At 59.7% G+C, this 16,840-nt stretch carries 13 protein-coding genes; 7 read left to right on the forward strand and 6 right to left on the reverse strand.

Features of this window, described 5'->3' with window-relative positions; genetic code table 11:
• Nucleotides 1-15: 15 nt before the first annotated feature.
• Nucleotides 16-2,514: a penicillin acylase family protein gene (locus tag F1529_RS13475; protein ID WP_155135399.1), complete on the forward strand. Its 2,499-nt coding sequence runs from the start codon at nucleotides 16-18 to the stop codon at nucleotides 2,512-2,514.
• 100 nt (nucleotides 2,515-2,614) lie between these two features.
• Here the strand turns inward: F1529_RS13475 and F1529_RS13480 are convergent, their stop codons facing one another.
• Both F1529_RS13480 and F1529_RS13485 read right to left on the reverse strand, forming a co-directional pair.
• Complete coding sequence (locus F1529_RS13480; protein WP_155135401.1) at nucleotides 2,615-3,094, reverse strand: hypothetical protein; 480 nt, start codon at nucleotides 3,092-3,094, stop codon at nucleotides 2,615-2,617.
• Nucleotides 3,095-3,167: 73 nt separating this feature from the next.
• Nucleotides 3,168-4,397, reverse strand: coding sequence for a pyridoxal phosphate-dependent aminotransferase (locus tag F1529_RS13485; RefSeq protein ID WP_007150857.1), 1,230 nt, complete (start codon nucleotides 4,395-4,397; stop codon nucleotides 3,168-3,170).
• A gap of 108 nt (nucleotides 4,398-4,505) precedes the next feature.
• Between F1529_RS13485 and F1529_RS13490 the strand changes: the two genes are divergently transcribed.
• The 5 genes from F1529_RS13490 to djlA all read left to right on the forward strand — a co-directional run bounded on the left by F1529_RS13490 (nucleotide 4,506) and on the right by djlA (nucleotide 9,885).
• Complete coding sequence (locus F1529_RS13490) at nucleotides 4,506-5,174, forward strand: DNA-3-methyladenine glycosylase I (RefSeq protein ID WP_370457026.1); 669 nt, start codon at nucleotides 4,506-4,508, stop codon at nucleotides 5,172-5,174.
• Between the two features lie 109 nt (nucleotides 5,175-5,283).
• Nucleotides 5,284-7,200, forward strand: a complete 1,917-nt coding sequence (locus F1529_RS13495) for an FTR1 family protein (protein WP_155135403.1) — start codon at nucleotides 5,284-5,286, stop codon at nucleotides 7,198-7,200.
• Between the two features lie 140 nt (nucleotides 7,201-7,340).
• The gene (locus F1529_RS13500) at nucleotides 7,341-8,255 is read left to right on the forward strand and encodes an NAD(P)-dependent oxidoreductase (RefSeq protein WP_155135405.1); all 915 of its coding nucleotides are present in this window, start codon (nucleotides 7,341-7,343) and stop codon (nucleotides 8,253-8,255) included.
• The gene (hyi, locus tag F1529_RS13505; protein WP_155135407.1) at nucleotides 8,255-9,043 is read left to right on the forward strand and encodes a hydroxypyruvate isomerase; all 789 of its coding nucleotides are present in this window, start codon (nucleotides 8,255-8,257) and stop codon (nucleotides 9,041-9,043) included. Before F1529_RS13500 ends, hyi begins: the two co-directional genes overlap by 1 nt.
• The gene (gene djlA / locus F1529_RS13510; RefSeq protein ID WP_155135409.1) at nucleotides 9,043-9,885 is read left to right on the forward strand and encodes a co-chaperone DjlA; all 843 of its coding nucleotides are present in this window, start codon (nucleotides 9,043-9,045) and stop codon (nucleotides 9,883-9,885) included. The genes hyi and djlA overlap by 1 nt, the downstream gene beginning before the upstream one ends.
• Before the next feature lie 79 nt (nucleotides 9,886-9,964).
• Here the strand turns inward: djlA and F1529_RS13515 are convergent, their stop codons facing one another.
• Nucleotides 9,965-10,909 (reverse strand): oxygenase MpaB family protein, encoded by a 945-nt coding sequence (locus F1529_RS13515; protein WP_155135411.1) that lies wholly within the window; start codon nucleotides 10,907-10,909, stop codon nucleotides 9,965-9,967.
• 268 nt (nucleotides 10,910-11,177) lie between these two features.
• Between F1529_RS13515 and F1529_RS13520 the strand changes: the two genes are divergently transcribed.
• Nucleotides 11,178-11,417, forward strand: coding sequence for a YdcH family protein (locus F1529_RS13520; protein ID WP_007149535.1), 240 nt, complete (start codon nucleotides 11,178-11,180; stop codon nucleotides 11,415-11,417).
• Between the two features lie 35 nt (nucleotides 11,418-11,452).
• On the opposite strand, the gene F1529_RS13525 is transcribed toward F1529_RS13520, so the two are convergent.
• The 3 genes from F1529_RS13525 to F1529_RS13535 all read right to left on the reverse strand — a co-directional run bounded on the left by F1529_RS13525 (nucleotide 11,453) and on the right by F1529_RS13535 (nucleotide 16,744).
• Nucleotides 11,453-12,718 carry a hypothetical protein gene (locus F1529_RS13525; protein ID WP_007151380.1) on the reverse strand — a complete coding sequence of 422 codons (1,266 nt, stop codon included), beginning with the start codon at nucleotides 12,716-12,718 and terminating at the stop codon, nucleotides 11,453-11,455.
• 79 nt (nucleotides 12,719-12,797) lie between these two features.
• Nucleotides 12,798-14,738, reverse strand: a complete 1,941-nt coding sequence (locus tag F1529_RS13530) for an acetoacetate--CoA ligase (RefSeq protein ID WP_155135413.1) — start codon at nucleotides 14,736-14,738, stop codon at nucleotides 12,798-12,800.
• Nucleotides 14,735-16,744, reverse strand: coding sequence for a biotin carboxylase N-terminal domain-containing protein (locus F1529_RS13535; RefSeq protein WP_155135415.1), 2,010 nt, complete (start codon nucleotides 16,742-16,744; stop codon nucleotides 14,735-14,737). The genes F1529_RS13530 and F1529_RS13535 overlap by 4 nt, the downstream gene beginning before the upstream one ends.
• Nucleotides 16,745-16,840: the final 96 nt, after the last annotated feature.

Raw genomic sequence — 16,840 nt, forward strand, 5'->3', positions numbered from 1 at the left:
ATCGAGGAGGCTATCATGCGATTCAGCACTGGCATTGCCATGCTTGGCTGCGCGCTCTTATTAGGCTGTAGCGAGGACTCGGAAAAAGCAAGTCCACCAACAACAGAATCCGATTCTCCCTACCAGGCAACGGTGCGCTACACCGAGTACGGGGTCCCCCATATCACCGCAGAAGACTACGCCAGCCTTGGCTACGGGGTGGGTTATGCCCAGGCCCGGGAAAACCTGTGTACCTTGTCTGAACAGCTGATGAAGCTGAAATCAGAAAAATCCCGTTACCTGGGAGCGGGGCAGGGCAGTCAAAACCTGTTGAGTGATGTCGGCTACAAAGCGCTGGATTATCCGGCGCAGGCGGAGCAGCTGTTTGCACAGCTGTCTGCCACGTCGCAACAAATGCTGGGTGGATACAGCGCCGGCTTCAATCAGGTGCTGGAAGAAAGCCAGGGAGACTATCCTTCCCCTTGCCGTGGGGCAGACTGGGTAACGCCGATTTCACCCAAAGACTTGTTGGCTTATCAGCTTGATCTGGCAGGCCTGGCGAGTAGCCGGAACTTCATTAGTGCCATCGCTGCGGCACAGCCGCCGTCTGCAGCTGCCGGCGCCCGGGCTGCGTTCAGCGTGGAATTGGACGCCAAACAGGTGCTGACCTCGGAGGGCATCGGCAGTAATGGCTGGGCCCTGGGAGCGGAGCGCAGTGAGTCCGCCAACAGCTTGCTTCTGGCCAATCCGCACTTCCCCTGGGATGGGGAACTGCGTTTTTTCCAGAATCATCTGACCATTCCCGGCGAGCTGGATATCACTGGGGCGACCCTGATCGGGTTGCCGGCGGTGGTGATCGGTTTCAACGAGCATCTGGGCTGGACGCACACGGTTTCCCAGTCAAAACGTTTTACCCTTTACCAGCTTGAGCTGGATAGCAGTGATCCCACCCGCTATCTGTTTGATGGCGAGAGCCGTGCCATGACCCGGAAAGAGGTAACCGTTCAGGTCAAACAACCGGATGGCAGCCTGGCGCCGTATTCCCAGCCGGTTTACTACAGTCACTTCGGGCCGATGGTGAACCTCGCTTCCCTGTCACCCTCACTGGGCTGGAGCAGTGGTTCTGCTGTCACGTTCCGCGATGCCAATGCCGGCAACATCCGCATGCTGGATCAATGGCTGGCCATGGACAAGGCGACCAGCCGTGAGGCGTTCTTTGCCGCATTCGAAGAGCACCAGGGGATCCCCTGGGTGAATACGTTGATGATCGACAAATCCGGTTCGGCCAGCTACATCGATGGCACCCAGGTGCCGCAGTTGAGTGCACAGGCTGAAGGCTACTGGCGCGCCGCATCGCAGAGCCCGCAACTGGCACCCATCTGGCAGGATGGTGCAGGGAGTGTGTTGCTGCCCGGCAACAGTTCTGTGTATGAGTGGGTGGACAGTGGCGATACCCTGACGCCGGGGCTGGTGCCGTTCAGCAAGGCGCCACAAATGACCCGCGACGACTACCTGTACAACGCCAACAGCAGCCATTGGCTGAGCAATCTTGAGGCGCCACTGGAAGGATACAGTGTTCTTTACGGCCCTGAAGACACCGTGCGTAGCCCACGTACCCGTTACAACGCGGCGATGATCAGTGACGTGTCTGGCAGTGGTCTGTCCGGTGCCGATGGCAACTTCAGTGTTAGCGAATTGAAAACCGCGCTGAGTCATAATGGCTCGCTGTTTGCCGGTGACTGGACCAACCAGCTGACCCAGCGTTGCACCAGCTACAGCACCGCCGAGCTGGATGGGGCCGCTTACGATTTGACCGCAGCCTGCCAGGCGCTGGTGAACTGGGATGGAACCTATAACATCACCAGTCGCGGGGCTCACCTGATGCGTGAAACCCTGCGTCAGTTCCGGGTGAGCGGGCACCGTAGCCTGGCTGACAGCCTGTTTGCGCAACCTTTCGATGCGGATAACGGGGCGACAACGCCGTCAGGCCTGGCGCCCATTGATACGGCCAACCCCGAGCAGGACCCGGTGCTGGTTGCTTTGGCCCAGGCCGCGAAGACACTGACCGATAACGGCATTAGTCTTGATGCGCCACTGGCAGACATCCAGTATTTGATCAAAGCCGAAGGTGAAGCCGGGATTCCCGTCAGTGGCGGCTACTCCTATGAGGGCGTGTTCAATATGGCGGAGAGCAAAACCGCGTCGCGCAGCACCTCTGACTTTGCCAACAATGTTATTGGCCGCCCGCAACCGGACAGCCTGCTGTTTGCGCTGGATGAAGATGGTGATGGCACGGATGAGCTGGCATATCGGCCCAATTACGGTTCCAGTTTTATCATGGCGCTGTCTTACACCGATGAAGGCCCCCAGGCGGAAATGCTCCTGAGCTACAGCCAGTCACATGATCCTGAGAGTGCTTTTTTCAGTGACCAGACGCAGCAGTACAGCCAGTTGCAGTGGCGCCCTGTGCGTTTCACCGAGTCGGAGGTGACTGATAATACGGTGGAAACCCTGGAGTTGACGCAGGAGCGCTAACGCTCCGCTTCACTGAAGCCCGCTAAATGTCCCGACAGCAAAAGGCCCACATGGTGTGGGCCTTTTGCGTTGGTGCGCGGTGATTTAAAGGTGGCGCGGTTTATTTGGCGCCGATCGGGGCGAACTCATCCTTGTCCACCGGCTGCGGATTGCGCGACAGCAGGTAGCGCACCAGCGCCGTAGTGCGAGCTGAATCCTGGGCACGTATCGCCTGAATCAGTTGTTCGGCAACCGTGGCTTTTTCCAGCTGCACTGTGGCGGGAAGTTGCGGATCAGTTTCTTCAAAGCGTAGATCGCTGAGGGCGGTGAGCAGCACAAAGGCGCGGTTGCTCAAGACGGCCTGTTCCAGACCTTCCTGAAAAATGGTGGCCTGGTAACGCAGGTAGCCTTCTTCGGCGAGCCACAGCATGGCACCCAGGCAGCTCATGTGGCGAGTGCTGTGCAAGCCCACATCATCCACCTCGGTGGGGCCGATAATATCTTCCACGTACAAGGCGCCCGGGCGAGGGAAACTCATGTAGCTCTGCATCAGAATGCGGGCCACATCGTGGGTGAAATCATCGATATGCAGGTGGGACATGGGCTTACCTAACAGACGTCATTGTATTGTTCTTATGGGGCGCCAGACGCTCAGCGTCTGACGCAGTCATACGTTACTTCTTGCGTGCCCGGTCAAGATAACGGGCAATCCGGCCGATGGAATCTTCCAGATCATCCGGGCGGGGCAGGAACACCACGCGGAAATGGTCCGGGTCGGGCCAGTTGAAGGCCGTGCCCTGAACGATCAGCACTTTTTCTTCGCGGAGCAGGTCCAGCGCAAAGGCTTCATCGTCTTCGAACGGGAAGACCTTGGGGTCCAGCTTCGGGAACAGGTACAACGCGGATTTGGGTTTCACGCAGCTCACGCCGGGAATCGAGTCGAGCATTTCCCAGGCCAGATCACGCTGGCGTCCCAGACGCCCGGTGGGCAGCACCAGATCACCAATGCTCTGGTAGCCACCGAGAGCGGTCTGGATGGCATGCTGGCTGGGTACGTTGGCACACAGACGCATGCTGGCCAGCATATCCAGCCCTTCGATATAGCTTTCCGCCCGGTGCTTGGCGCCGGAGATAACCATCCAGCCGGCACGGAAACCGGCAGCACGGTAGTTCTTGGACAGGCCGTTAAAGGTAATGAACAGCAGGTCGTCGGCCATGGACGCAATGGAGGTGTGTTCTTCGCCGTCGTAGAGAATCTTGTCGTAGATTTCATCGGCGAACACGATCAGGTTGTTCTCGCGGGCGATCTGCAACAGCTCGCGCAACATGGCCGGCTCGTAATTGGCACCGGTGGGGTTGTTCGGGTTGATGATCACCAGTGCCTTGGTGTTCTTGTTCACCTTGGCGCGAATGTCTTCCAGAGACGGCTGCCAGTCCTGCTGTTCATCACACAAATAGTGGACCGGCGTGCCGCCGGATAACCGCACGGAGGCCGTCCACAGCGGGTAGTCAGGCGCGGGCAGCAGCACTTCATCGCCGCTGTTGAGCAGTGCTTGCATGGCCATGACAATCAGCTCGGACACCCCGTTGCCGATGATTACGTCATCCACGGTGACGCCTTCAATGCCCTTGGTCTGGGTGTATTGCATCACCGCCTTGCGGGCCGGGAACAGGCCCTTGGAATGGCAATACCCGGTAGAATCCGGCAGATTGGCGATCACGTCCTGAAGCAGTTCTTCGGGGGCTTCGAAACCGAACGGCGCCGGGTTGCCGATATTCAGCTTGATTACCCGGTGGCCTTCGTCTTCCAGGCGGTGCGCTTCACGCAGCACGGGGCCGCGAATGTCGTAACATACGCCTTTGAGTTTGTCGGATTTGCTGACGTGGTATTGATCGCTTGTCATGAAGTTCCCGCAGGTCGACTCGTAGAGGGCAGGGAAGTGATTCTACAATGCGTCCTTTTCACTGTATATCTGACGCCCGCATACAAAAGGCACAAACCGGAGTAGAGCGTGACCCCATTCAAGGATTTACTGGCCCTGGCGGTGAACCGCAAAGGCTCACTGAAAGCGGTGCAGTCACAGCTGCCTGACGTCGCCGATGCACAAACTCTGCGTGGCCGTGACGATGCGTTTTATATGTCAGCGTTAACCCGCCGTATTTTTCGTGCCGGCTTGAAACATTCCCTGGTGGACAACAAGTGGCCGGCATTCGAGCAAGCCTTTTTCGGTTTCGACCCGGAGAAGCTGGTGCTGATGCCGGACTCCATGCTCGACGAGCGCATGCAGGACACCCGGCTGATTCGCCACTGGGGCAAGATGAAAGCGATCCGCCATAACGCCCAGCTGGTGCTCGACCTGGCCGAAGAGTACGGCAGTGTGGGGAACTGGCTGGCGGACTGGCCGGCGGACGATACCGTGGGCATGTGGCTGTTGCTGAAGAAGCGCGGCAAGCAGCTGGGCGGCAATTCCGGTGCCGCGTTTTTGCGCATGGTGGGGCGCGACACCTGGTATCCCACCGGCGATGTGGTGGCCGCGCTGAAAGCGCAGAACATTATCGACAAACCCCCGGCGAGCCAGCGGGACCAGAAAGCCGCCCAGGCCGCTTTCAACACCTGGCAGGCGGAAAGCGGGCGGCCCCAGGCGCATATCAGCAAGGTGCTGGCGTTTACCGTGGGTTGACCCAATCCTGGAACTCTCGTGCTTTATTAAGAGTCGTGACTGGCTTGATGCAGGCGAAAACATAAATGATAATGACTCGCCTTTAATGCACTGAATCGAGTTCACGCCTATGCCGCGCACCTTCCTGGCCCGCCCTTTCTTCGGGGTCCTGCTCGCGTTTTTCTGTTTTTCCCTGCCTGCCCATGCCGCCAACCAGACAGCCCTTGTCCAGCTGGTCGAGTATGTGGGGGCGGACTATATCAATGCTGTGGTGGATGGCGAGATTGTCAGCCCGGCAGAATATGCCGAAATGTCGGAATTCTCCGTGCTGCTGGCCGAAGGGGTGGCAGAACTGCCGGAGGCTGAAGGCAAGCAGACCCTGCAAACCCAGGCCAGTGACCTGCATCAAGCGGTGGCCGATAAAGCGGCGGAGAGTGAGATCAAGGGTCTGGCGCAGTCTATCCGCGCGACCCTGGTGAGTGTGTACGGCATTCCCGTGTCCCCGAAAAAAGCGCCGGACCAGGCACACGCGGCCGCGCTGTACCAGAGTCAGTGCGCGGCCTGTCACGGTGCGCAAGGCAAGGGGGATGGGCCGGCTGGCGTGGCGCTGGAGCCGGCGCCCACGGACTTTACCGAGGTGGAGCGCTATAACGGCCGTTCACTGCTGGGGCTGCATACCACCATCACCCAAGGGGTCGACGGCACTGGCATGGCGGCCTACGCAGATACCTTGAGTGAGGAAGACCGCTGGGCACTGGCTTTTTATGTGGGGGCCAAGGCGGTCACCGATCAGGTGGCCGAGGAGGGCGAACAGGTTTTCAGCACCGTGCCTGGCATGAAAAGCGCTCTTACCCTGGACACCCTGGTGGCTCAGGCTCCAGAAGATGTGCTCAAGGAGCAAGGCCCGAAGGCCTATGCGGCCCTGGGGTACCTGCGCCGCACCCCCGGTGCGCTGTTCAACAAGAACCGTTTCATCGCCTTGAGTCATGACAAGCTGACCGATGCCGACAAGGCGTATCAGGCCGGTGACAAGAAGGCCGCCAAGGCGGCGGCATTGTCTGCCTATCTGGACGGTTTTGAAATGATTGAGCAGCAGCTGGCTGCGGTGGACAGCGAGCTGATGCGCAATGCGGAATCCCGCTTTATGGCGGTACGTGAAGCCATCGACCGGGATCGTGAGGCCAGTGAGGTGAGCGACAAGGTGGCGGCAGCCCAACAGGGCCTGGCCCGGGCCAGTGACGCCTTGTCCGGTGACGGCCTGAGCCCGGCGGCAACCCTGTCTGCCAGCTTCTTCATCCTCTTCCGTGAAGGTCTGGAGGCCCTGCTGGTGGTGGCTGCCCTGTTGACGTTTACCCGCAAGGCCAACGCGGTGAAGGCGACCCGTCATATTCACTACGGCTGGATCACGGCGTTAGTGGCCGGCGGCCTGACCTGGTATGTGGCCAATACGCTGATTACCTTCAGTGGGGCATCGCGGGAAATGACCGAGGGCTTTGCCGGTGTCGTGGCCGCGCTGATTCTGTTTTATGTGGGCTTCTGGATGCACAGCAACAGCAATAGCCAGAAGTGGATGGGGTACATCAAGAGCAAGGTGGACAATGCCCTGGGCGGCGGCACCATATGGGTCTTGGCCTTCGTGTCCTTCATTTCCGTGTACCGGGAAATTTTCGAGACCATCCTGTTCTACGAGGCCCTGTTGAGCCAGGTGACGGCGACGACTCAGCCTTACCTGTTTTACGGTATGGGGGCGGCCATTCTGGCGCTGGCGGTGGTGTGTTTCCTGGTCTTCCGCATTGGCATGCGTTTGCCCCTGAGTCTGTTCTTCCGCGTGACCAGCATTGTGCTGCTGATCCTGTCGGTGATTCTGCTTGGCAACGGCATTGCCGCCCTGCAGGAAGCCGGGCTGATCAGTGCGTTCTACCTGGGCGTGCCCACCATCGAGTGGTTGGGTCTCTACCCGACCGTGCAAGGTGTGGTCGCACAATCAGTGGCGATTATCCTGGCCGTGGTTTTCTGGCTGCGTGGGCGTCGCGGCCAGTCGGCCTGAGCACTGAGTTGCTCCGGGTATCGTGTCCCGGATTGAAAGAGCCGCCTACGGGCGGCTTTTTTGATTGACGGGCCAGCCCGTGGCTACAGTCACCGATGTGAATCGCGTAGACTTTTCGTTCCGTTAGTTCAGGACATTTCATGCCTCATATCAGCTTTCTTGGCATCGGCCTGATGGGTGCGCCCATGGTGGCGCGACTGCTGGATGCCGGTTTTTCCCTCACCTTATGGAACCGTACTCCTGACAAGGCGCAGCGGTTTGCCGATCGAGCGCTCATTGCGGCCATTCCGGCGCAAGCGGTGGCCGGGGCCGATGTGGTGATCACCATGCTGGAAGACGGCGCGGTGGTGGATCAGGTGCTGTACCAGAGTGGTGCTATTGCCGGGTTGCGCCCGGACACGCTGGTCATCGACATGAGCTCTATTGAGCCTGCCACCGCGCGTCGGCATGGGGCGCTGGTGACACAACAGGGTGGGGGGTATCTTGATGCGCCCGTGTCCGGCGGGACCCGGGGAGCAGAAGCCGGCACGTTGTCGATCATGGCGGGCGGGAGTGATCAAGACTTCGACCGGGCAGGGCTGATTTTTCAGGCCCTGGGCAAGGCAACGCATATTGGCCCGGTGGGCAGCGGTCAACTGGCCAAGCTGGCGAACCAGGCGATTGTCGGCATTACCATCGGCGCGGTTTCAGAAGCCCTGTTGCTGGCCGCCCAGGGAGGCGCACGCCCGGACAAAGTGCGTGAAGCACTGCTGGGCGGGTTTGCGGGCAGCAAGATTCTTGAGCAGCATGGCGAGCGCATGCTGGCCCGGAATTTCGAACCCGGCGCCCCGGCGCGGATCCAGCTAAAGGACTTGCGCATGATTCTGGACGAGGCCCGTGCTGAAGAGTTGACCCTTCCTCTCAGTCAGCGGGTGTTCGAGCAATATCGCGCCTTGCAGGCCAGCGGTCATGGCGATGTTGATCACAGTGGCTTGTTGCTGGAGCTGGAAAGGCTCAATGGCGTTCGCTTGTCCTCTGGCACGGGGGAGGAAGATCCCAAAGAGGAGAACGGGTAATGCCACGCTTTGCCGCCAACCTGTCCATGTTGTTCACCGAGTTACCGTTTCCGGACCGCTTTGCCGCTGCGGCGGCTGCCGGCTTCAAGGGGGTGGAATACCTGTTCCCGTATGACTGGCCTGCTGACCAATTAGCATCCTTGCTGGCGGATAACGGACTGACCCAGGTGTTGTTCAATCTGCCGGCCGGGGACTGGGATGCCGGAGAGCGCGGCATCGCGTGTTTGCCGGATCGGGTCGAGGCATTCCGCGAAGGCGTGTTTACCGCCATGGACTATGCCGAGGTGCTGGGTTGCGGCCAGGTAAACTGTCTGGCCGGCCTGAAACCGGCAACGCTGCCAGCAGAGGTAGCCTTTGAAACCCTGGTGGAGAACCTGCGTTTTGCTGCGGACCTGTTCGCCGCCAAGGGGCTGACCCTGACACTGGAAGCGATCAACTCCCGGGTGGATATGCCGGGTTTTCTGGTGGATACCTCGGCCATGGCCATGGCGGTGATCGATGCGGCGGGCCGCGACAATATCCGCCTGCAATACGATCTTTATCATATGCAGATCATGGAAGGGGATTTGTGCCGTTCTCTTTCGCAACTTTGTCCCCATATAGGACATATTCAGTTTGCCGATAATCCCGGGCGCCATGAGCCGGGCAGCGGCGAAATTCATTTTGATACCGTGTTTGCTCACATCGACTCGCTGGATTATGCGGGTTGGGTGAGTGCGGAGTACCGGCCCCGGGCCGACACAATAACCAGCCTGGGCTGGTTTAACGCAACCAAACAGGAACCGTGATGCAATTCAATTGGGGTGGAAAGATCATCCTTGGCCTGCTCGGCATGCTGGCGGGCGGGCCCATTGGCCTGGGTATCGGCGTGCTGATTGGGCATATGCTCGACAAGGGCGCCGAACGGGTACAGACCTTCAACCCGTTTCGGCCCTATGGCCCCGGTGAGCAGTCGCAGGTCCAGGCCGCGCTATTCGATACGGCGTTTACGATCATGGGCCATCTGGCCAAGGCCGATGGCCGCGTCAGTGAGGACGAAATTGCCCAGGCCAGAGCGGTGATGGATCGCATGCAGCTGTCCGAAGAGCAGCGCAAGCAGGCGATTGCCTTGTTCAATCAGGGCAAGCAGGACGATTTTCCCCTGGAGCAGACCGTGGCCGCGTTTGCGACAACGGTGAAACATCGCAAGCAACTGATTCTGGTGTTGCTGGAAATTTTGCTGCAAACCGCATTGGCTGACGGCGAACTGGACCCGGCCGAAGAAGCGATTCTGGTACGGGTGGCCGAAGGCCTGGGCGTGCCGCGTGCCCAGTTCCAGCAGATTCTCAATATGCTGCTGGCCCAGGCGCAGTTTTCCGGCGCCCGTGGCGGGCACTCCTATCAGGGTGGCCAGCAGGCCGCTGGGCCGTCGCGTCCGTCCCTGTCGCAGGCGTATCAGGTGCTGGGTATCACCGATAGCGCCAGTAACCAGGAGATCAAGAAAACCTACCGCAAGCTGATGAGCCAACATCACCCGGACAAGCTGGCCGCCAAAGGCGTGCCGGAAGAAATGATTCGCGTGGCCACGGAAAAAACCGCAGAAATCAGCAAGGCCTACGAAATGATCAAGGAACACCGCGGCTTTAAATAAGCAGACGCTGCAGGCCTCACGCAACAAGCAACACGCCGGCGGTGTTACGTGCAGCGTGAAGCCTGTTGCGTCTCCTGCTTCAATAACTGGCGCTGGGGAGCCGGTCGATTTTCGGAATCGACCAGCCACTGCTGACCAGATCGGATTCCCCGGACCACCAACGATTCAGCAAACGGGTTGGCAGATCGGCGCGGGCGCGACCACTGAGCCGTTGCTGGGCTTCATGGTAGGCCGGTTGGTAGCGCAGACGCTCGGGTAGCCGACAGGTCAGGTCCATCAACCGGTGAAGGTGTTTCTGGTAGTTGCGATGGGCATCGAGCCCGGTTTGTGGCAGCCGAAACTGTTCGCGCAGGTGCTCGGGAATCTGGAAAGACGCCAGGCCAAGATAACTCCCGTAAGGGAGCCGCCCGGGGTAGCCCTGTTCGCGAATCAGGGTATGCCCCAACTGGCGACGGTGGCGGGGAATGGCGCCATTGCGGGCCAGCCGCTTATTCCACCAACGCTGATGGGCATGCCAGTGTGCGGGCAATCGCTGTGGAGGTATGCCCAGTGCCTCGGCCATCACCATGGTTTCTTCAAACAGCCGTTCCTGGTGGGCGGTGGAAAGCGGCTCAATCACGCTTTGGTAGACCCGCAGGCACGAATCCATCCACGCACTAAGCATGTATAACAGGGTGTCGCTGTCTTCCACATCAAACAGGGTTTTGCGCCGGGTGCGCTGGCTTTGCAGGGTCAGTAACGCCTGGTCCAGATTGCCGAAAACCAGTTTCAACATGAACACCTGCGTATGTTGCAGGCGCTGGATCATGTCGTTTCCGGATGAGGTCAATTGCGCGGTGCGGCTGTCTGCCAGCGCCAGTAGCAATACGCGGCCTTGTGCCAGGCACATGAGGTTTTCGCGCATCAGTTGCCAGCAAACGGAGCCGGGGCCGAACAGGCCGGCATCCGGGTGGTGGCAGCGGTCGCTGGTGCGTAGCAGGCCGTGTTCCAGATGATCTCGGGTGATTAATTTCGGTAATGCCATGTGCATGCCTCCGTTCTGCAAATGGATACGGTTTACCGACTACCACCAAACACTGCAGGACAAGACTGCAGGGGGACAACGTAGTGCAGACTCCAACATGGCCGTGCTGCCATGCTTACTTTTATCTTACGGCTACGGGCGATTGAATCTAATCAGAAAATGTGGTGATTTGGAGTCTTGAGGGGAACGGTGACCCGTTTCTGCTTGTCGCATAAACAGGGCCGGTCCTATTGATTGGCCTGCCATTTCCATTAAAGGAGCGACCTTCATGTTGGGCGAAAATCACAGCATTCATCACGAATTTCCCGATTTTCACCAGAAGATAGACGAGCTTGCCAACGCAGATCCCACGTTCAAGGCACTGATTCTGGAGCACGACAAACTGGACAAACAGATACGGGGGCTGGAGATGCGCGAGAGCCCGATTTCGGATCCTGAGATGGAACGGCTAAAGCAGGACCGCATACGGCTGAAGGACGAGGTCTACCACCGGTTAAGCCATCACTAAAAGAAAAAGCCTCTGGGATCAGAGGCTTTTTTCATTTACTTCATTAACAGTCTAGCTTTTGGTTCAGTGAGCAGATTTTTTGCATAGACGCCTGGCGGCAAGCCATTGCTGTCCTGGCTGTAGTACATTCGGGTGATGAAATAAAATTCCTTACCAAACGGAATGTCGGTCAGCGAAAAGCCCACATTGGGTAATTGCCCGGCAAATCTTTCGGGTTCATTCACCTGGCTGGCATCGTCCTGATAGAGCAGCCGGGCAGGGGTATCGAAACCCTTCACGAACGCCAGTTGGGCCAGCATGTCGAAGCCCCGGCCGGTGCCAAACCAGATCCAGTTATTCCCTTTCAGTGGCATGGCGAGCATGGCTTTTTCCGATTCGGATAGCACGCCATCGGTAATGGCAACGTGGTTGCCAGTCCAGCTGGTAACCAGTTTGCTGTCGTACAGATCGTTGCCGTCCAGGGAAATGTCCAGCGCAGGGCGCTCCAGCACGGTGTCGGCGATACCGGGCAGGGTGAAGCGGCTATGGATATCGACCTGTTGCGGCATCACCAGGAAATAGTTGTGAATGCGCAGTACCGGTACCCGCGCCACCTTGACGGAAGTGGTGGCATAGACCATGGCTGCCAATGGGCCGCTGATGATCTGTTTTACTTTCGGATCCAGGTTGTTGTTGTTCAGGGTGACGCGATTGTTTTCTCCGAATACGCCAGCGCTGAGACGTAACTTGAGCGTATCAAGGATACTCTGGCGCTGGCCGTTTTCCCCTTCGAAACCGCGAAAATAGAAATCGTTCCACTTGAACAAATTCTGGTCCGCCATGCTCAAGGCAAAGTCCGTGCTTTTGATCGTCATGCTTTTGGGATCGAACTGCACATAGCGTTCGGTGCTTTGCAGGTAAGCGTTTTTGACCAGATAGAAATGATGTTCCTGGTCGTTGTGAGTGACCACCAGATCGGCAACAACCTGTTCTGACACCTGGCCGCTCAGTGCCGGGCCGCCGTCTTCAAAACGCAGCAGCAGACGGTCTTCGCTATCGATTCGCAGTGGGTCACCAAGCAGGTGGGTGCTGTCGTCTTCCTGGAAGTAGGGATAGCCCTCTTTCGACCATTGCACCCACTGATGGGGAACCGGCGAGAGGCGGCCATCCTGCATGGCAAAGAAGGAATACAGGCCGGTTTGCTTGCCGAGTAACGGTTTGAAGTCGGCACCGGTGAGCGTGATGATCTGGGCCCAGAGGGCGGGGGAAGCGCATAGCAGCAAGACGGTGGCCAGCGCTCGTATGACGGTATTTTTTATCATTATGGTCTGTCATGGCTGTCGGTACAGCGCCCATGATGCGCCTTTGTGCCGGGCCGTCAATGGCCCGGCGACCGGGTGGTCAGGTTTCTAGCTCAATGCGATGGGCAAAATGGGCCAGGGCCTGCGGATTGGACAGGGCGTTGCGGTTGGTAACCGGGCGCCCGTGGATCACCTCACGCACCGCCAGCTCCACGATTTTTCCGCTGACCGTACGGGGGATTTCGGGAACCGGCAGAATGACTGCGGGCACGTGGCGTGGCGTGGCGCCCTGGCGAATGGCTTTGCGGATGCGGGCCTGAAGCGCGTCATCCAGTTCGACGCCGTCTGCCGGAACCACAAACAACACCACGCGCACATCACCGTCGAATTGCTGCCCGACCACAATGGCTTCGCGGATTTCCGCCAGGGTCTCCACCTGGCGATAAATCTCTGCCGTGCCGATACGCACCCCACCGGGGTTGAGTACTGCATCGGAGCGGCCATGGATAATCAGCCCCTGATGGCTGTCATGAGGCACCAGCTGGGCGTAATCGCCATGGGCCCAGATGCCCTCAAAGCGGGCAAAATAGGCCGCGTGAAAACGCTGGCCGTCCGGGTCATTCCAGAAGCTCACCGGGCAGGATGGAAAGGGACTGCGGCACACCAGCTCGCCCTTACTGTCGGCAAGAGCCTCGCCGTCATCATCGAATACGGCCACATCCATGCCCAGGCCGAGGCACTGCAGCTCGCCGCGGTACACCGGCAGCATCGGGTTGCCCAGTGCGAAGCAGGAAATAATGTCGGTACCACCGGAAATGGAGCTAACCAGTAACGACGGCTTTACCTGCTGGTAAAGGTAGTCGTAGCTTTCGTGGAGTAGCGGCGAGCCGGTGGAGAACAGGGTGCGCAGGGTGCCGAGATCGTGGCTGTCCCTGGGGCGCAGACCGGATTTTTCCACCGCCTGAACAAACTTGGCGCTGGTGCCGAAGTGAGTAATCTTTTCTGCGTCGATCAGGTCAAACAACCTGCCGGTATCCGGGTAGGCCGGGTTGCCGTCGTAGAGCACCAGAGTAGCGCCGGTGTGCAGCCCGCAGATCAGCCAGTTCCACATCATCCAGCCGCAGGTGGTGAAGTAGAACAGGGTGTCGGTGTGGCGCACATCTCCGTGCAGGCGCAGCTCTTTGGTCTGCTGAAGCAGGGTGCCGCCAGCCCCATGGACGATGCACTTGGGCTGCCCGGTTGTGCCGGAGGAATAGAGAATAAAAAGCGGATGGTCGAAGGGCAGGCGCATAAAGTCAGGCGCAGGGCCGGCGGCCTCCAGCCAGGTGCCCCAGATCAGTGCCCGGGGAACGCTGCTGCTATCGCCGCGCCCGGGCACCACAATCAACAATTCCGGTTTCAGGGCGTCATGCAGTGCGTCTATGCGCTCGCCCAGGTCGATCCACTTGCCGTTGTAGTGGTAGCCATCACAGGCCAGCAGCACCTTGGGCTCGATCTGGCCGAAGCGGTCCAGCACCCCGGAGACGCCGAAATCCGGGGAGCAGGAGGACCAGACTGCGCCGATCCAGGCGGCGCCGAGGGCAGCGATCAGGGTTTCGGTGCGGTTGGGCATAAAGCCCGCTACCCGGTCTCCGGGTTGAATGCCGGCGGCCAGGAGTTGAGCGGCCACTTTGCCGGCGGCCACCCGCAGTTGCGCATAGCTGATGACACTGCGGCTGCCATCTTCCAGTACGCTGACCACGGCAGGGTGGGTGTCGTTGCGTTTGAGCAGGTTTTCCGCGTAATTGAGTTCGCCGTGGGCAAACCAGCGGGCGTCCTGAAAGCGTTCGCCGGGCGTCAGCACGGTATCGCCGGGCCGGCCGACCACACCGCAGTGATCCCAGACCTGTTGCCAGAAGGCGTCGGGTTGCTCCACAGACCAGCGATGCAGGGCCTGATAATCCGTTAAGGGCAGGCCACTGTTGCTACGTGCCTGCTGCCAGAAAGCGGCCAGGTGGGTGTGCTGACTGTTGTCATCAGGCTGCCAGAGAGGGGCGTTCATGCTGTCTCTCCCTTGCTGTCGGTATTCGCGTGGGTTTCATGGGCACTGAATTCCACCAGCACCGTGCCTTCGCTGACACTGTCGCCAGCGGCGACGGCAAAGCCGTTCACGGTGCCGGGCACGGTGGCGCGCAGGGTGTGCTCCATTTTCATGGCTTCCAGTGTAATCACCGCATCGCCGGCTTCAACGCTATCGCCGGGGGCTGCATGCAGGGCAACAATGGTGCCGCTCATGGGGGCACTGAAGCCGCCAGCATCCGCATGCTGGGCAGTATCACGGCTGGGGTTCAGGGTGACCGGGTAGGCCTGGCCGCCCACAAAGAGCATAACGGTGTGAGTATTTTGCCAGGCGAAGCGGGCCGACAGACTGTCCGTTCCCCAATGCAGGCTGAAACGTTGGCCGGCGGGCGCCACGGTAAAACTGACAGCAGCACGGCGGTCGTCGATGGCGGCTTGCTGGCCGTCTTCGCGTACGGTGAATTGTTCCCCGTTTGCTTCCACCCGGGTTTGGCGCAGGTGCTGATTCAGCGGGCGCCAGCCATTGAGGGATTGCCAGGGGCTGTCACCGGTGGCCTGGTGCGCCTGCAAGCGCGCCGCAGCCAGGGCCAGCAGGGCGGGGTCGACGGCGGTGGCCTCCATCAAATGCGGACGATGTTCCAGCAACCGGGTATCCAGCTCGGCCTCGGCGAAGGCAGCGTCGTTGAGCACCCGGCGCAGGAAGGCGGCGTTATGGTGGATGCCTTCCAGCTCCAGGTCGTCCAGTGCCTGAATCAGTTGTTGGCGGGCGGCGTTGCGGTCCGTGCCGTGACAGATCAGCTTGGCGATCATGGGATCGTAGTGTTCGTCCACGCGATCGCCCTGTTCGTAGCCCGCATCGACTCGGCTCTGGGCATGAGGCCAGCGCAGGTGACGGAGCAGGCCGGAGGAGGGCAGGAAGCCCTGTTCCGGGTTTTCCGCATAGAGACGTACTTCCATGGCGGCGCCGTGGCGTTGAATCTGGTCCTGCTGTTTGGGCAGTGGTTCCCCGGCTGCCACGGACAGCTGCCAGGCCACCAGGTCTTCGCCGGTGATCATCTCGGTGACCGGATGCTCTACCTGCAGGCGGGTATTCATTTCCATGAAAAAGAACTGCCCGCCGTCAGCGTTGCTATCGGCCGCTGGAGGCGCATAAAGGAATTCCACCGTGCCGGCGCCACGATAATCAATGGCTTTGGCGGCTTGCACTGCGGCATGGCCGAAGGCGTCGCGGGTGGCCTCGTCCAAACCCGGAGCCGGCGCTTCTTCAATGATTTTCTGGTGGCGGCGCTGTACCGAACAATCGCGTTCAAACAGATGAACAGCGTTGCCATGGTTATCGGCAAACACCTGCACTTCCACATGGCGGGCGGTGGCCAGATAGCGCTCCAGCAGCACCCGATCGTCACCAAAGGCGTTACTGGCTTCGCGGCGGGCGGCGGCCAGGGCTTCATCGAATTCCTCGGCACCATTGACCACGCGCATGCCCTTGCCACCGCCGCCGGCCACGGCCTTGATCAGTAGCGGGAAACCGACCTTTGCCGCGGCAGCGGTCAGCTCGCTGTCGCTGGCGCCTTCTTTATCGAAGCCGGGCAGAACCGGCACGCCACTTTCTGCCATCAACTGGCGAGCGGCGGCCTTGTCGCCCATGACTTCGATGGCGCGGGCATTGGGGCCCACAAAGATGATGCCGGCCTGGTCACAGGCGGCAGCAAAGGCCGTGTTCTCGGACAGAAAGCCGTAGCCGGGGTGGATGGCATCGGCCCCGGTGGCCTGGGCCGCCGCAATCACCTTGTCGATGACCAGGTAGCTGTCGCGGGCAGCAGCAGGCCCCAGGCAAACGGCCTGGTCCGCTTCCATTACGTGGGGCAGGGTAGCATCAGGTTCGGAATAGACCGCCACCGTGGCTATGCCTTGTTGGCGGCAGGTGCGCATGATGCGACGAGCAATTTCGCCGCGGTTGGCGATCAGGAGTTTTTTTATCTTTGCCATAGCGGTGCCTATTATCGGTGGCAATGTTGTTTCAGAAGTGCGCTCTGTACCCTTCAGGGTACGAGCTGCGCTAACGTCAGTTGCGAGTCTCGAGTT

The sequence above is a fragment of the Alcanivorax sp. VBW004 genome, assembly GCF_009718865.1.
Taxonomy (GTDB): domain Bacteria; phylum Pseudomonadota; class Gammaproteobacteria; order Pseudomonadales; family Alcanivoracaceae; genus Alcanivorax.

Coding starts and splice junctions, on each gene's coding strand:
- F1529_RS13475 (WP_155135399.1), top strand. CDS start 16: ATGCGATTCAGCACTGGCATTGCCATGCTTGGCTGCGCGCTCTTATTA.
- F1529_RS13480 (WP_155135401.1), bottom strand. CDS start 3,094: ATGTCCCACCTGCATATCGATGATTTCACCCACGATGTGGCCCGCATT.
- F1529_RS13485 (WP_007150857.1), bottom strand. CDS start 4,397: ATGACAAGCGATCAATACCACGTCAGCAAATCCGACAAACTCAAAGGC.
- F1529_RS13495 (WP_155135403.1), top strand. CDS start 5,284: ATGCCGCGCACCTTCCTGGCCCGCCCTTTCTTCGGGGTCCTGCTCGCG.
- F1529_RS13500 (WP_155135405.1), top strand. CDS start 7,341: ATGCCTCATATCAGCTTTCTTGGCATCGGCCTGATGGGTGCGCCCATG.
- hyi (WP_155135407.1), top strand. CDS start 8,255: ATGCCACGCTTTGCCGCCAACCTGTCCATGTTGTTCACCGAGTTACCG.
- djlA (WP_155135409.1), top strand. CDS start 9,043: ATGCAATTCAATTGGGGTGGAAAGATCATCCTTGGCCTGCTCGGCATG.
- F1529_RS13515 (WP_155135411.1), bottom strand. CDS start 10,909: ATGGCATTACCGAAATTAATCACCCGAGATCATCTGGAACACGGCCTG.
- F1529_RS13520 (WP_007149535.1), top strand. CDS start 11,178: ATGTTGGGCGAAAATCACAGCATTCATCACGAATTTCCCGATTTTCAC.
- F1529_RS13525 (WP_007151380.1), bottom strand. CDS start 12,718: ATGATAAAAAATACCGTCATACGAGCGCTGGCCACCGTCTTGCTGCTA.
- F1529_RS13530 (WP_155135413.1), bottom strand. CDS start 14,738: ATGAACGCCCCTCTCTGGCAGCCTGATGACAACAGTCAGCACACCCAC.
- F1529_RS13535 (WP_155135415.1), bottom strand. CDS start 16,744: ATGGCAAAGATAAAAAAACTCCTGATCGCCAACCGCGGCGAAATTGCT.